This is a genomic window from Gluconobacter sp. P5E10, assembly GCF_018812145.1.
Lineage (GTDB): Bacteria > Pseudomonadota > Alphaproteobacteria > Acetobacterales > Acetobacteraceae > Gluconobacter > Gluconobacter cerinus.
Window position 1 is genome coordinate 321230 of sequence record NZ_JACRVZ010000003.1, and the last position, 15151, is coordinate 336380.

12 protein-coding genes and 2 tRNA genes are annotated in these 15151 nt (G+C 55.9%); all 14 read right to left on the reverse strand.

Annotation, left to right across the window (positions count from 1 at the left end; all coding sequences use genetic code 11):
- Positions 1-8: 8 nt before the first annotated feature.
- The 14 genes from KP707_RS07980 to KP707_RS08045 all read right to left on the reverse strand — a co-directional run bounded on the left by KP707_RS07980 (position 9) and on the right by KP707_RS08045 (position 15064).
- The gene (locus tag KP707_RS07980) at positions 9-698 is read right to left on the reverse strand and encodes an ABC transporter ATP-binding protein (protein ID WP_211502755.1); all 690 of its coding nucleotides are present in this window, start codon (positions 696-698) and stop codon (positions 9-11) included.
- Positions 691-1938 (reverse strand): lipoprotein-releasing ABC transporter permease subunit, encoded by a 1248-nt coding sequence (locus tag KP707_RS07985; protein ID WP_211496931.1) that lies wholly within the window; start codon positions 1936-1938, stop codon positions 691-693. The genes KP707_RS07980 and KP707_RS07985 overlap by 8 nt, the downstream gene beginning before the upstream one ends.
- Positions 1938-3254 (reverse strand): proline--tRNA ligase, encoded by a 1317-nt coding sequence (proS, locus tag KP707_RS07990; RefSeq protein ID WP_211502756.1) that lies wholly within the window; start codon positions 3252-3254, stop codon positions 1938-1940. The genes KP707_RS07985 and proS overlap by 1 nt, the downstream gene beginning before the upstream one ends.
- 11 nt (positions 3255-3265) lie before the next feature.
- Positions 3266-4924, reverse strand: coding sequence for a ribonuclease J (locus tag KP707_RS07995; protein WP_064273152.1), 1659 nt, complete (start codon positions 4922-4924; stop codon positions 3266-3268).
- 51 nt (positions 4925-4975) lie between these two features.
- Positions 4976-5773 (reverse strand): type III pantothenate kinase, encoded by a 798-nt coding sequence (locus KP707_RS08000; RefSeq protein WP_046901429.1) that lies wholly within the window; start codon positions 5771-5773, stop codon positions 4976-4978.
- 17 nt (positions 5774-5790) lie between these two features.
- On the reverse strand, positions 5791-6513 hold the full coding sequence (locus KP707_RS08005) for a biotin--[acetyl-CoA-carboxylase] ligase (RefSeq protein ID WP_211502757.1): 723 nt from the start codon (positions 6511-6513) through the stop codon (positions 5791-5793).
- 21 nt (positions 6514-6534) lie between these two features.
- Positions 6535-6609 (reverse strand) — tRNA-Val (locus KP707_RS08010).
- 70 nt (positions 6610-6679) lie between these two features.
- Positions 6680-6967, reverse strand: coding sequence for an HU family DNA-binding protein (locus KP707_RS08015; RefSeq protein WP_211502758.1), 288 nt, complete (start codon positions 6965-6967; stop codon positions 6680-6682).
- A gap of 139 nt (positions 6968-7106) precedes the next feature.
- Complete coding sequence (lon, locus tag KP707_RS08020) at positions 7107-9653, reverse strand: endopeptidase La (protein ID WP_211496934.1); 2547 nt, start codon at positions 9651-9653, stop codon at positions 7107-7109.
- 158 nt (positions 9654-9811) lie between these two features.
- Positions 9812-11077, reverse strand: coding sequence for an ATP-dependent Clp protease ATP-binding subunit ClpX (clpX, locus tag KP707_RS08025; protein ID WP_046901426.1), 1266 nt, complete (start codon positions 11075-11077; stop codon positions 9812-9814).
- A gap of 199 nt (positions 11078-11276) precedes the next feature.
- The gene (locus KP707_RS08030; protein WP_046901425.1) at positions 11277-11921 is read right to left on the reverse strand and encodes an ATP-dependent Clp protease proteolytic subunit; all 645 of its coding nucleotides are present in this window, start codon (positions 11919-11921) and stop codon (positions 11277-11279) included.
- A 131-nt stretch (positions 11922-12052) separates the two neighbouring features.
- Positions 12053-13384 (reverse strand): trigger factor, encoded by a 1332-nt coding sequence (tig, locus tag KP707_RS08035; protein ID WP_046901424.1) that lies wholly within the window; start codon positions 13382-13384, stop codon positions 12053-12055.
- A gap of 56 nt (positions 13385-13440) precedes the next feature.
- A tRNA-Leu gene (locus tag KP707_RS08040) sits at positions 13441-13525 on the reverse strand.
- Positions 13526-13594: 69 nt separating this feature from the next.
- Positions 13595-15064, reverse strand: a complete 1470-nt coding sequence (locus KP707_RS08045; RefSeq protein WP_211502759.1) for an NAD(P)H-hydrate dehydratase — start codon at positions 15062-15064, stop codon at positions 13595-13597.
- Positions 15065-15151 lie beyond the last annotated feature (87 nt).

The window sequence follows — 15151 nt, forward strand, 5'->3', positions numbered from 1 at the left end:
ACCTCAACTCAAAACGGTACGAGCTTCCCATCCCGTAACGTCACCGTCCGGTCCATACGGGCCGCAAGTTCCTGATTATGCGTTGCAATCAGTGCTGCAACGCCTTCCTCACGAACGGCACGCAATAGCTCATCAAAAACGTGATCAGACGTTCCGACATCCAGATTGCCGGTTGGCTCATCCGCAAGGAGAAGTTTTGGCCTGTTGGCTAAGGCCCGCGCGATGGCAGTCCGCTGCTGCTCACCGCCAGACAGGCGGCCGGGCAGAGAATTCAGACGATGAGACAATCCAAAACGTCCCAATAGATCTTCGGCACGCGCCCGCGCCACCTTTGCGGACACACCCGCAACCAACTGGGGCAACATGACATTCTCGCGCGCCGTGAACTCACCCAACAAATGGTGAAACTGATACACAAATCCGATTTGATCACGCCGGACAGCCGTGCGAACGCTATCACTCAGTCCACTTACGGCGTTGCCACCGATATAAACTGTACCTTCGGTGGGAGCTTCCAACAGCCCGGCAAGATGCAAGAGCGTAGATTTTCCGGTCCCGCTCGGCGCCACAAGGGCGACAATTTCACCGGGGTAAAGCGTAAACTCGGCATTCGATAGAATTTCGAGCGTTTCTTCACCTGACCGAAAACGACGCGTCAAATTTTCCAGCTTTAATGCTGGAACCTGTGTCTCACTCATGACGCAACGCCTCAATTGGATCAGTTCGCGCTGCTCTCCACGATGGATACAGCGTTGCGAGAAGAGAAAGCACCAGAGACATGGCAATCACTTCTCCAACCTGCGACCAGACCAGCTTCGCCGGAAGACGCTCGAGAAAGTAAACTTCCGGGTTGAACAGATTGGTCCCGGTAAGAGACTGGAGCCACTGCCGGATGCGTTCAATATTCAGGGCAAACGCAATGCCAAGGGCAGAACCGACAGCCGTCCCCACAATCCCGACAAAAGCGCCATTCATGAGGAATATCCGCATGACTGCGCCGCGGCTCGCACCAAGCGTCCGCAAAACCGCGATATCACGCGTTTTGTCCTTCACCATCATGATCAAGGACGAGATGACGTTGAAAGCAGCGACCAGAATAATGAGCGTCAAAATGAGGAACATGACGTTCTGCTCAACCGTCACAGCATCCAAAAAGCCATTTGCACTGTTCTTCCAGTCAATAACGCGTAGGCGGGGATCATCCAGACGCTGGACAACGGCCTGACGCGTAAGCTGGACGTTCATAGGATCGTCTACCGAAACCTGAATGAGCGACACTGCATTTTCAAGCATCAGGAATTTTTGCGCAGCAGGAAGCGGCACCAGAACGATGTTGGAATTATAATCGTTCCAATTGGCGTCGAAGATGGCAGCCACATGATACGTTTTTACGCGCGGCATCGTGCCGAATGGTGTCGCCTGACCGTCCGGGGAAAGGAGTGTAATTGGAGAACCGATTGTCAGACCCGCACGATCTGCCATGGTTGTCCCAATGGCAACGGCGTCGTCTCCCGTGAAACGATCAATCGACCCGGCGATGATGCCACTGCTTAAGGCGCGCCAGTCACGAAAATCCTGTTGTGCAATCCCCTGGACTTCCGCACCCGTCGAATACCGTCCGGCTTCGACCAGCACAGTTCCCTGCGCCATGGGTGTGACGGATTTAACCCCGGGAATAGAGCGGATAGCCTCAACGTCGTTCTGATAGGCCTCGATGGGGCGGCCATAGCCATACACAGAGAGATCTCCGTGAAGACCAAGGATACGCCCCATCAGATCGGCCTTGAACCCGTTCATCACCGACATGACGATGATGAGTGTGGCCACTCCGAGCGCAATTCCGACCAATGAGAAAACTGCAATGATCGAGGCGAAGCGTTCGCCACGGCGGGCACGCAGATAGCGCCCCGCCACCATACGCTCGAAGCGGCCAAACATCAGGCTGCTCCGATCTTGGCCAGCGCTTCAGCCACCGGCAGCTCGAACCGCTCACCGTCTGCACGGCGCTTCAGTTCAACCTTGCCTTCCTTGGCACCACGAGGACCGACAATGATCTGCCAGGGATGGCCCATCAGATCAGCATCGTTAAACTTCACGCCCGCGCGCTCGGAGCGGTCATCGTACATGAAGTTCTCTGGATCAGCCCCGTAGATCTCTTCACAGATCGCATCACAGGCTTCATCACCCGGACGCAGGTTGAGGATCGCAGCTTTGTACGGCGCAACGGAATCCGGCCAGATGATGCCAGCGTCGTCATGCGATGCCTCAATGATTGCACCGACCAGCCGGGAGACACCGACACCGTAAGACCCCATGTGAGGCGAGAATTTCGTCCCGTCGGCACCGCTGACTTCGATACCCATGGCTTCCGTGTACTTGGTGCCGAAGTAGAAGATGTGGCCAACTTCGATGCCACGCCCTTCCCGCTTCCTGTCATCCGGCACTTCCGCCCAGGCAGCCTCGTCGTGCTTCTCATCCGTTGCGGCATAGTGATCCGTCACGGAAGAGAAGAATGCGGCGAGATCTTCTTCGTTATCGCAGTCAACCGGACGGCCGAGCCAATCCTGCTCTTCAAGGGCGGCGTCAAAGAATACGCCGCTTTCACCTGTTGGCGCGAGAACCAGGAACTCATGGCTGAGATCACCACCGATCGGCCCCGTATCTGCAACCATTGGCACAGCGCGAACGCCAAGACGCTGGAAAATCCGCAGATAGGACAGCATCATGCGACGATAGCTGTTAACCGCGCCCTGATAATCCGCATCGAAGGAATAGGCGTCCTTCATGAGGAACTCACGACCGCGCATCACACCGAAACGGGGACGCACCTCATCACGGAACTTCCACTGAATATGATACAGCGCCTTTGGAAGCTGCTTGTAGGAGCTCACAGAAGATCCGAAGATATCCGTGATCATTTCCTCGTTCGTCGGTCCGTAAAGCAGCTCACGACCATGACGGTCCTGAATGCGCAGCATCTCCGGACCATAAGCGTCATAACGCCCTGAACGACGCCACAGATCAGCAGACTGAAGCGTCGGCATCAGGACTTCCTGTGCGCCGATCGTATCCTGCTCTTCGCGGATGATCTGCTCGATGTTCCGAAGAACACGCAGGCCCGCTGGCAGCCAGGCATAAATACCCGAGGAGGTCTGGCGAACCAGACCTGCACGTAGCATCAGGCGGTGAGACGCAATTTGCGCCTCCGCCGGAACTTCCTTCAGCGTCGGCTGAAAGGCTTTACTCAGACGCATACTCTATTCTCTCAGACGCGCAGCAGATGAACATCGACAAGCGGACGCTTCTGGAGCTTGCGCCCCAGGGCACGGCGCAGAGCCGTCTTGGCCGCATCACGGAATGCCGTGTCGTCCTTTCGCAGTTCATCAGGAATTTCGTCAATAGAATCAGCGAATTCTTCCTGAATGCGAATGCTTTCCGGGTCTTCCGATTCCAGAAGACCTGGCGCACTGATCTTTGGCTCACCGATCACATAGCCTTCGTCATCAACAGCGAAGCTCGCAAGAACCATGCCGTTGAAGAGCATCTTGCGACGTGCTGCCAGAACGCCACCCGTCATGGGCAGAAGACGACCGCCATCCAGCGCCAGGCGACCAGTCGGTGCCGTATCGACAACCTTCACTTCACCCGGCGACAGGTTAAGGATGTCGCCATCTTCCAGCAGGATCGGATCAGAACCCATTTCATGAGCCAGAGCCGCGTGCGCCGTCAGATGACGCCATTCGCCATGCGTCGGAATGCTGTATTTCGGACGGACAATGCCATACAGAACGCGAATATCATCGCCCGTTGCATGACCGGACGTGTGAACCTTCGCGTCCTTGTCAGTCAGAACAGTCACACCACGACGGGACAGGTTGTCCTGCACAGCCATTACAGCCTGCTCATTCCCCGGAATAACGCGGGAGCTGTAAATGACCGTGTCACCCTCACCTAGCGAGATGTTGGGATGAGTATCAGACGCGATACGGGACAGGGCAGAACGAGGCTCGCCCTGGCTTCCCGTGATGATCATCAGAAGGTTGTCATCATGGACGTCGCGTGCGTCCTGCTCCGTCAGGAACGGTGGCAGATCGCTGAAGTAGCCGCACTCACGGGCAGCAGTTTCAAGATTACGCAGGGAACGGCCCACGATCATGACAGCACGACCAGCCGCCATGGCAGCCTTCGCAATGCTCTCAACGCGCGCCACGTTGCTGGCAAAGCACGTTACGGCCACACGCCCCTGAAGGCTTGTGATCAGATCCGTCAGGCCTTTGCGGACGTCCGCTTCGGACTCTGAACGGCCTTCCTTCATGACGTTGGTGCTATCACCCACCATCGCCAGAACGCCTTCGTCACCCAGACGACGGAACTCTTCCAGATCAGTGACCGGGCCAACAAGCGGATTTTCGTCCAGCTTCCAGTCACCGGTATGAACGATCAGCCCATGGGGTGTCCGCAGAGCAACTGCCTGCGCTTCAGCGACAGAGTGCGTCACCGACACAAACTGAAGATCAAACGGGCCGACATGGAAGCGCGAGCCCGGCATCACCACATGAATTTTTACCTGATTAACCAGATGCGCTTCATGCAGCTTGCGACGCAGTACCGCGGCAGCGAACGGCGTGGCATAAACCGGGCAGCGCAGATAAGGCCAGAGATGGGCTACTGCACCCAGATGATCTTCATGGGCATGTGTAATGACCAGCCCACACAGATCCTTTGCGCGGTCCGCGATAAACGTCGGGTCCGGCATAAGCACTTCAGCTTCAGGCGTGTCGTTACCTGAGAAGCCAATGCCGCAATCGATGGCGAGCCAGGTTTCCTTACTGTTTTTAGTGAGGCGGTAGAGATTGAAATTCATGCCGATCTCGCCCGTCCCGCCCAAAGGCAGGAAGGACAAACCGTCAGGTGTATCCGTCATAGTTATTCCTTACGTGTGTTACCATCATGAGCGATATTCATTGCCGAAAGCCTACATGCCTTCGGGGGAATTTGAGATCGGCAGGAGCGCATTGCGGTCCGCCAGAAGACGGAGGCCATCCAGGGTCAGATCCGGGGCCATCACGTCAAACAGGTTGGTGCCCTCTGAAAACAGAGGCGCAAGACCGCCTGTTGCAACAATCTTGGGGCGTCCGCCCATTTCTTCGGAAATTCTTCCTACGATCCCTTCAACCAGGCCAACATAGCCCCAGAAGAGTCCGGAACGCATGGCAACGCTTGTGCTTCGGCCAATTGCGTTCAGAGGGCGCCCGATGCTCATCCGTGGCAATCGAGCGGCCGCTCTGTGCAAGGCATCAATGGACAGATTGACGCCCGGAGCAATCGCCCCACCACAGTATTGACCGTATTCATTCACGACATCAAACGTTGTTGCCGTCCCAAAATCAACAACAATGAGCGGGCCACCATAAAAGTGCTGGGCTGCCAGACCGTTCAATCGACGATCCGCACCAAGTTCTGCCGGGTTATCGACTAGCGCTTCAATACCCCAATCTAGGCCCGCATTGGCCACAAGTGGCTCCACATCGAGCCACTGGCGACAGAAACGCCGCAAATCATATAACGCTGCGGGAACAACAGTTCCGATAATCGCGCGCGTGACAGAAGCAGGCGTCAGCCCGATACGATCAAAAAGGCCCAGTAACCAAACGGCATATTCATCTGCTGTACGGGAGTCGCTGGTGGACATGCGCCACTGACCGATCCACGACTGACCGTCGTGGACGGCAAACACAACGTTGGTGTTGCCAGCATCAATGACGAGAAGCACGTTCCGATCCGGTCCCTTTAACCCAGCAGGATATCACCTGTTACGACCGGTATGGTTTCACCACCCGGGAGAGCGAGAAGCAGTCGCCCCTGTTCATCCAACCCTGAAAATGAACCTGTTATATAAGTTTCACCACGCTGAACCGCAAGATGACGTCCAACCGGATGCGCTCTTTCGAGCCATGCCCGACGAATGACTTCGAAACCATGATCATTCCACGAAGCAATCCAACGGTCCATTTCCGCCGTCAGTGCCTCGCCAAACTTGATGGGATCGACTGCAGGAGCGACCTCGGAAAGGGCTGCCAACTGACGACCAGGAACGTCAGGTGCCTGCGCTAGGTTTGCACCAATACCGACAACAACCCACCTGTTAGACGCAATACCACCCGCCTCGATCAGAACTCCCGCCATTTTACGTTCATTCAGGAGTAAATCATTCGGCCATTTCAGCAAAAACTCTGCTTTTGAAGGGCAGAAACTCTGCGCTGCTTCGTAAAGCGCCAAAGCGGTCAGAAACGGGCACGCAGTCAAAAAATTTTCAGGCTTTTGCGGTTTGAACAACAGAGAAATTGCCAGATTGCCGCCGGGATCTACCCAACTGCGACCTCGGGTTCCACGCCCTGATGTTTGGAAAAGTGCCTGAACGGCGAGCCTCTCGGGGGCTCCAGCCTCGGCTTTCTCTTTGCAGAGATCGGAAGTCGATCCCAACGTCTCATAAACTTCGAAACGCCAGGCCATAGTCAAAAAACAGTCTTCATGTGGTGGGCGATGACAGGATTGAACTGCCGACCCTCTCGGTGTAAACGAGACGCTCTACCGCTGAGCTAATCGCCCTCTGAAAACACGTAGCCTATATACACGGTTCTGAGCACCCGTAAAGGCACTCAGAACCAAAAAAGCGAAATTATTCGCTTACGGCGTCCTTAAGACCTTTGCCCGGCTTGAAACGGACAGAGGTGGATGCCGGAATGTCGATCTCTTCGCCCGTACGCGGGTTACGGCCCTTGGCGGCCTTACGCGTAGCGGTCACGAAGCTACCGAAACCAACCAGACGAACTTCCTGCTTCTTGGCAAGCGTCTTCTCGATCGTGCTGAACACCGCATCGACAACTTCGCTGGCCTTGGCCTTCGGAAGATCGGCGACGTCAGCAACGGCGGCGATCAGTTCCTGCTTGTTGAGGGGCTTCTCCATGATGTGCCTTTCTGGTGTTAAGAGCACCTGAGCCAACCTCCGAAGAGTCTTGCGGCTCAGGCGCTTGTTCGATCTGCGGCCGCACTATGAAGCGCTTTTTGGCCGCGTCAACTGTTAGAATCGTATAAGAACCCAACCGTTAGTGCGGAAGTGCCCTTGGAGCCACTTTCTCAGCCGAAATTCCGCCTACAGGATCGACATTTTCATCCCATTCAATCGCCTCAGGCATACGCGTGAGAGCAATTTTCAGCACGTCATCGACGTGACTGACTGGAATAATCTTGAGAGCATGCCGGACATTCTCAGGAACCTCGGCAAGATCCTTTTCATTATCCTTCGGGATAAGAACAGTTTTGATCCCTGCCCGAAGTGCTGCAAGCAGCTTTTCTTTCAAACCACCAATTTCCAGTACACGACCACGCAGCGTAATCTCGCCCGTCATCGCCACATCTCTACGGATGGGAATCTGCGTCAGAATACTGACGAGAGACGTAGCAAGCGCGATACCTGCGGACGGACCGTCTTTTGGCGTAGCCCCTTCTGGAAGATGCACGTGGATGTCGCGCTTCTCGAAGAGAGGTGGCCGGATGCCGAAGTCCTGAGCTCGTGATCGGACGTAAGACAGGGCGGCCGAGATGCTCTCCTGCATCACTTCCCCCAGCTTGCCAGTCTGCTTCACCTGCCCCTTTCCAGGCACCATGACGCTCTCAATCGTCAAGATCTCACCGCCGACCTGAGTCCAGGCAAGTCCGGTCACGACACCGACCATATCTTCCGTCTCGGTCTCACCATGACGGAAGCGACGGACACCTGCGTATTTTTCCAGGTTGTCCGGCGTGATCTCAACATGCGTCACACCCGTCGTGATGATTTCCTTCACGGCTTTACGAGCCAACCGGGCAATTTCGCGCTCGAGATTTCTGACGCCAGCCTCACGCGTGTAGGAGCGGATCAGCTCCATCAGAGTCTCATCAGAAACAGACCATTCATCCGGCTTGAGATTGTGGGCCTCAGCCTGCTTTGACAGCAGATGGCGACGCGCGATCTGGACCTTCTCATCTTCCGTGTACCCGGAGAGATTGATGATCTCCATACGATCCAGCAGTGGCTGCGGCATGTTCAGGCTGTTAGCCGTCGTCACGAACATGACATCCGAAAGATCGTAATCGACTTCCAGATAGTGATCGGCAAACGTTGAGTTCTGCTCCGGATCCAGAACCTCCAGAAGTGCGGACGAAGGATCGCCTCTCCAATCCGCGCCCAGTTTGTCAATCTCATCCAGCAGGAATAGCGGATTAGACGTTTTCGCTTTCTTCATGCCCTGGATAATTTTCCCAGGCATGGACCCGATATACGTCCGGCGATGACCGCGAATTTCCGATTCGTCGCGCACACCACCCAGAGACATCCGAACGTACTGACGTCCCGTTGCCTTGGCGATTGATCGTGCCAGAGACGTTTTACCAACACCCGGCGGCCCTACGAGACACAGGATCGGTCCCTTGATCTTCTGAGAACGCGTCTGCACGGCAAGATACTCAAGGATACGCTCCTTGACCTTCTCCAGACCGTAATGTTCGGCTTCAAGCACACCTTCAGCGTGCGTGAACTCCTTGGTGATCTTGGAACGCTTCTTCCACGGAATACCCAACAGCCAGTCCAGATAATTCCGAACCACCGTGCTTTCCGCAGACATCGGGCTCATGCCACGCAGCTTTTTCAGCTCGGCATGGGCCTTTTCTTTGGCTTCACGGCTCAGGCGCGTCTTGTTGATCTTCTCTTCAAGCTCAGCAAGTTCGTCCTTGCCATCCTCGCCTTCTCCAAGCTCCTTCTGAATCGCTTTGAGCTGCTCATTGAGATAATATTCGCGCTGCGTCTTTTCCATCTGCCGCTTCACGCGGTTCCGGATACGCTTCTCAACCTGCAGAACGCCAATCTCTGTCTCAATATGAGCAAAGACCTGCTCCAGACGCTGCTCAGCAGAGGCCATCTCGAGAATTTCCTGCTTTTCGGAAATCTTGAGATTCAGATGACTGGCAATTGTGTCCGCCAGCTTTGACAGATCCTCGATCTGGTTGATCGAGACCATGACTTCAGGCGGAATCTTCTTGTTGAGCTTGATATACTGCTCGAACTGGGAAACCGTTGAGCGGCCCAGAGCTTCCAGATCACTGCCTGGAGTAGCCGACAAAGGCTCCTCCGCAATTTCTTTCACTTCAGCTTCGAAGTGACCATCCACATCAAACAGACGTGTGATCTGAACACGACGGGTTCCTTCTACCAAAACCTTAACGGTACCGTCCGGCAGCTTCAGCAGCTGAAGGATGGTAGAAACCGTGCCGTAACGGTAAATGTCGTCAGCAGAAGGATCATCCTGCGAAACATCTTTCTGCGCAACTAGCAGGATCTGCTTGCTATCGCGTGTGACAGTTTCCAGCGCCTTAACTGACTTTTCCCGCCCGACAAAAAGCGGAACAATCATGTGTGGAAACACAACAATGTTTCGCAGCGGCAGAACAGCCATGACATCCTGGCGAGGAGCCGGGGCTACCTCAGTCACAGCCTCCACAGGAGAGGCAGCCGCGGCTTTGGCACGCGGCTTGCGGGCAGGCTTCTTTTCTACAACTGCGGCGTCATCCACCTTCTTTGTGCGACGGCGCGTCTTAGGCTTGGTATCGTCAGTCATTCACTTGATCTCCATAGGGACGATCCCACGGCCTCCGCCTGCCTGGCAGCGCGAACACCGTGATGTCTCTTCATGCAGAAAAGGCACGAATTCAGACAGCATCTATCCAGAATGTCGGAACGAAAAGGCCGCCTGACAAGACGGCCCCTTCAACATCCTCAGGCAGATTGCTCAGCCGGCTCGCTTTTGCCTTTCCCGTACACATAAACAGGGTTGGCTTTGCTTTCCGCCACTTCACGATTGATGACGACTTCCTCAACGCTGTCCAGCCCGGGAAGATCGAACATCGTTCCAAGGAGAATATTCTCCATGATCGATCTAAGACCACGTGCGCCTGTCTTACGTTCGATAGCACGCTTGGCGATGGCGGAAAGTGCGTCTTCCGTAAATGTCAGCTTGACGCCTTCCATCTCAAAAAGACGCGCATACTGCTTGGTCAGCGCATTTTTGGGCTTGCTCAGAATCTGGATCAGAGCAGCTTCATCCAGGTCGTTCAGAGCCGCGATAACAGGCAGACGACCGATGAACTCTGGAATCAAACCAAACTTGAGAAGATCCTCAGGTTCCACGGTCTGGAGAATTGCTCCAAGACGCCGCTCGTCATCAGAACGCACATCCGCTCCGAAGCCAATGCCCGAGCCCTTGCCGCGAGCGGCAATGATTTTGTCCAGGCCCGCGAATGCACCACCGCAGATGAACAGCATGTTCGTCGTATCTACCTGCAGGAACTCCTGCTGGGGATGCTTGCGGCCACCCTGCGGCGGAACGGACGCAACGGTCCCTTCCATCAGCTTGAGCAGCGCCTGCTGTACACCTTCACCCGACACGTCACGCGTAATGGAGGGGTTATCGGACTTACGAGAAATCTTATCGATTTCATCGATGTAGACGATGCCACGCTGCGCACGCTCAACGTTATAGTCTGATGCCTGAAGAAGCTTCAGGATGATGTTCTCAACGTCCTCGCCCACATAACCTGCTTCGGTCAGCGTCGTGGCATCAGCCATGGTAAACGGTACGTCAAGAATACGAGCCAGCGTCTGAGCCAGCAGCGTCTTGCCTGTTCCGGTGGGGCCAATCAGAAGAATGTTCGACTTCGCGATCTCGATGTCATTGCTCTTCTGAGCATGGGCCAGACGCTTGTAGTGGTTATGAACGGCCACAGAAAGCGCGCGCTTGGCCTCGAACTGACCAATGACGTAATCGTCCAGAACCTTGCAGATTTCTTTTGGCGTCGGAACACCGTCTCGGGACTTCACGAGATGCGTCTTATGCTCCTCGCGAATGATGTCCATGCACAACTCAACGCATTCATCACAGATGAAAACTGTCGGGCCAGCGATCAGCTTGCGCACTTCGTGCTGGGATTTCCCACAGAACGAGCAATACAGGGTGTTTTTGGAATCGCCGGATTTGTTGCTCATCGCTGTTCCTCTTTCCCCTCACGCACGCACCGACCACTTTTCGGCAGCAGACATGCGGAAGCACTTAAAACTCTAGGCCGAGGTCTCAGCCTTCGGCAACCCCGAAGCCCTGGGCTCCAAGACATGAAAAGCGGCATATCGGTATGCCGCTTTTTCTTTCCAAGGGGAGCAACCTGCTCCCCTGTCACTTCAAACAAATTCAATCCTGACTGGCTGCCACGTTGGGGTGACGTCGCACAACAGCGTCAATCAGACCGAATTCTTTCGCTTCTTCAGCAGACAGATAGCTATCACGCTCGAGCTTGCGCTCGATCTCTTCAAGCGTCTGCCCGGTGTGCTCACGATAGATTTCGTTCAGGCGCTGACGGATCAGCAGGATCTCACGAGCCTGAATCTCAATATCGGACGCCTGACCCTGTGCTCCACCAGATGGCTGATGCACCATCACGCGCGCATTTGGCAGGCAGTAACGATGCCCCTTCTCGCCACCCGCCAGTAGCAGCGACCCCATGGACGCAGCCTGACCAATGCAGACAGTGCTAACCGGGCAACGAATGTACTGCATCGTGTCATAGATCGCGAGACCAGCGGAAACGACACCGCCAGGGCTGTTGATGTAGAACGAAATTTCCTTGGTCGGATTAACGCTCTCAAGATACAGAAGCTGAGCGCTGATCAAGGATGAAACCTGATCGTAAACCGGGCCGGTCAGGAAGATGATACGCTCCTGAAGGAGGCGTGAAAAAATGTCGAAAGCTCGCTCTCCGCGGGCAGTCTGTTCGACCACCATCGGCACCAGAGAGTTGTTGAACACCTCGACGGGATCGCGGTCCCCAATGGTCATACTGTCTGTTCCTCAATGCCCGATGGGCTGTCTGTTCTCTCTAACATGGACCCGAGAGAGCGTTCCGTCAAAGGGAGCAGACAGCAAAACGGGCACTCCTGAGAGTGCCCGTCCTTCTTACGTCAGTACTCTCAGAGCTCGGCAGGCGGGATTTCTGCGAGTTCTTCAGGTGTGACTTCCTTTTCGGTGACATCAGCCAGCTCGATCAGATAGTCGACAACCTTGTTTTCCAGGATCGGGCCACGGAGCCCTTCAACAGCCTGCGGGTTCTTGGAGAAGAACTCGAAAACCATCTTTTCCTGACCCGGGTAACGCTGAGCTTCCTGCTGCATCGCACCCAGCAGTTCCTCGCGGGAAACCTGGATTTCCTGCTTGCGACCGATTTCAGCCAGAAGCAGACCCAGCTTTACGCGACGCTCTGCAATACGACGGTAATCTGCACGCAGGGTCTCTTCGTCCTTGCCTGCATCTTCCTCGTCCATGCGACCAGCTTCGCGATCCTGCTCGACGCGGGTCCAGATCTGACCGAACTCGGCGTCAACCATGCTCTGCGGGGCTTCAAAGTCGGTCTTCTCGGACAGGGCGTCCAGAAGCTCGCGCTTGATGCGCAGACGGGAAAGCTGCTTGTACTCGCCTTCAGCCTGTTCCGTGATCAGGGAGCGGATCTGCTCGATGCTCTCAAGACCAATATCCTTGGCCAGATCATCGTTGATTTCCGGATCAACAGGCTTCTTCAGGGACTTCGCCTTGATGTCGAAGGTCACAGCCTTACCGGCCAGTTCTTCAGCCTGATAGTCTTCCGGGAACGTCACGTTGATAACGCGCTCTTCCCCGGCCTTCATGCCTTCCATCTGCTCGGCAAAACCCGGGATGAAGCCTTCGCCGCCGATTTCGACGTTCACGTCTTCAGCCGTGCCACCGTCAAACGGCGTGCCATCATGCTTGCCAACGAAGTCAACGCAGACCACGTCGCCCTTTACGGCAGCGCGATCTTCTTCAATGGCGTCAAACTTGCGGCTGCGACGGGCGAGGTCAGCCAGAGCCTTGTTCACGACTTCTTCGTCAACCTTGGAGGTCAGACGTGTCAGCTTCAGACCGGACAGGTCAGGAACTGCAATTTCCGGCAGAACTTCGACTTCGATCTTGAATTCCAGATCGCCATCAGAGTCCGGAGCAGAAACCAGCTCGACCTTCGGCTGCATAGCCGGACGGACGTCCTGTTCCTGGAGAAGCTTGCCAACCGTGTCGTTAACAACTTCTTCCATCAGTTCCGCATTCACGGCTGCGCCATGACGCTGCTTGACGAGAGATGCCGGCACCTTGCCCGGACGGAAACCCGGAAGCTTGATCGTGCGCGCAACTTCTGCGAGTCGGGCTGCGCGACGAGCCTGCAGGTCGGCAGACGGGACAACGACAGTGAAGGCGCGCTTAAGTCCTTCGTTGAGCGTGGGCGTAACCTGCATGAGCCAGGCGATCCTCTCGGTCGGGTATGTTAAAATCTCTTCTCAGGAAACCGGGTTGGTACGGGCGGAGGGACTTGAACCCCCACGACTTGCGCCACCAGAACCTAAATCTGGCGTGTCTACCAATTCCACCACGCCCGCTCAGCCCCGTCTCCGGGGTTCGTGTTACCGAACCTTGGAAGCGCGGCCTTTAGCGCATGAAACGCTACTTCACAACAGGGCGGCCACCGGGTTTTTGCTTAAATCCGCCTTTGAAAGCTCTGTCGCGACGCTCCGCGCCTCTCCCAGAGGAAGATCCAGATCCTCTGCGACGGGCCACCCACCGTGATCACGGGCTGCCTGTATTCCCGCCTCACCATGCAGCCAGACACCTGCGCAACACGCTTCCCAGACCTCCATTCCCGCAGCCATCAAAGTCCCAATCACACCCGTCAGCGTGTCGCCCGACCCTGCAGTAGCGAGCGCCGATGTGGCGTGCGCATTGATTGCAATGCGTCCGTCTGGCGCAGCTATGATGGTATCTGAACCCTTCATGACCATCACGGCATTCAGTTCACGCGCCGCACTCAAGGCAGCTTCAGTTCGACTCCCCGTCACAGGGCCAAACAGCTTTTTGAATTCGCCGATATGCGGCGTGACAGCCGCCACACCTTTCAGACGAGAAAGGTCTTCCGACCCCCACGCCAAAGCACCAGCATCCGCAAGAACCGTTTTTTTTGCTGCCAATAGCGCAGGGAGAACTTCAGAAACCTCTTCAGGGGTCAGGCCGGGCCCGCAGATCCAAACCTTCCGTCGCAAATCTTCCAGCAGGGAGCCAAGAGGCTGGTCATCAATGATGAGTCCCGGGTCGCCGAGTCGATAGGCTTCGGCAGCTTTTCGGGCTGCGATGCGGACAAGCCCGGCACCTGTCCGCCGTGCGGCTCGTGCTGCCAGCCTTGTGGCGCCCGGCATAACAGCACCACCACAGACACTCACAACACCGCGTCGATATTTATAGTCTCCCTCTCCGGAGACCGGCAGCTCCCAAAGCCCGGGCCAATTGAAGCTTATTTTAGGCGTCAGGCCACTCCATGCCTGCTCAGGCATACCGATATCGGCGCAGACCAATTCTCCGCACAATCCTCGCCCCGGCTCCAGAAAATGACCTGGCCGTGGCCTCACAAACGTGACAGTCAACGCGCAACTCTGTGCCTGACCGAGCACTTCTCCAGTTTCTCCGGATACGCCACTCGGCATATCGATCGCCACACGTCGAGGAACAGCTGCGAGCACTTCAGCTACGTCGTCACTGACTGGACGCTTCAACCCGGACCCAAAAACAGCATCAACCAGCAGGTCAGCTCCTTCCAGAGACGCTCTCTCGAATGGCAGCACAGGACCAGCCCACCCTGACGCAGCGACAAATGCCGGCCTACCCTCTTTGGGAACACCCATCGCCACCACTCGGACCGACCACCCCCATCGCGCCAGAAGACGGGCCACGACGTAACCGTCTCCCCCATTGTTGCCCGGGCCGCAAACAACGGCCACGCGACATTTCTGAAACCGCTTGCGAATGGCTCGAGCAACGGCCCATCCCGCATTTTCCATGAGTTGCGCGACAGGAACGACAGCCGAAGCAGCATGATCCATCATGTCGCTTTCCTCGGGTGTTAGCAGCGCAAGAGGGTATGGAGGCATAACTCTGTTTTTCTCCTGATGAGCGGGCATGCTTACAGAAAGCACAGGCGACATCCGCGTTCCCTATGGCCTTTGGACATTCCCCTC

Coding starts and splice junctions, on each gene's coding strand:
- KP707_RS07980 (WP_211502755.1), bottom strand. CDS start 698: ATGAGTGAGACACAGGTTCCAGCATTAAAGCTGGAAAATTTGACGCGT.
- KP707_RS07985 (WP_211496931.1), bottom strand. CDS start 1,938: ATGTTTGGCCGCTTCGAGCGTATGGTGGCGGGGCGCTATCTGCGTGCC.
- proS (WP_211502756.1), bottom strand. CDS start 3,254: ATGCGTCTGAGTAAAGCCTTTCAGCCGACGCTGAAGGAAGTTCCGGCG.
- KP707_RS07995 (WP_064273152.1), bottom strand. CDS start 4,924: ATGACGGATACACCTGACGGTTTGTCCTTCCTGCCTTTGGGCGGGACG.
- KP707_RS08005 (WP_211502757.1), bottom strand. CDS start 6,513: ATGGCCTGGCGTTTCGAAGTTTATGAGACGTTGGGATCGACTTCCGAT.
- KP707_RS08015 (WP_211502758.1), bottom strand. CDS start 6,967: ATGGAGAAGCCCCTCAACAAGCAGGAACTGATCGCCGCCGTTGCTGAC.
- lon (WP_211496934.1), bottom strand. CDS start 9,653: ATGACTGACGATACCAAGCCTAAGACGCGCCGTCGCACAAAGAAGGTG.
- clpX (WP_046901426.1), bottom strand. CDS start 11,077: ATGAGCAACAAATCCGGCGATTCCAAAAACACCCTGTATTGCTCGTTC.
- KP707_RS08030 (WP_046901425.1), bottom strand. CDS start 11,921: ATGACCATTGGGGACCGCGATCCCGTCGAGGTGTTCAACAACTCTCTG.
- tig (WP_046901424.1), bottom strand. CDS start 13,384: ATGCAGGTTACGCCCACGCTCAACGAAGGACTTAAGCGCGCCTTCACT.
- KP707_RS08045 (WP_211502759.1), bottom strand. CDS start 15,064: ATGCCTCCATACCCTCTTGCGCTGCTAACACCCGAGGAAAGCGACATG.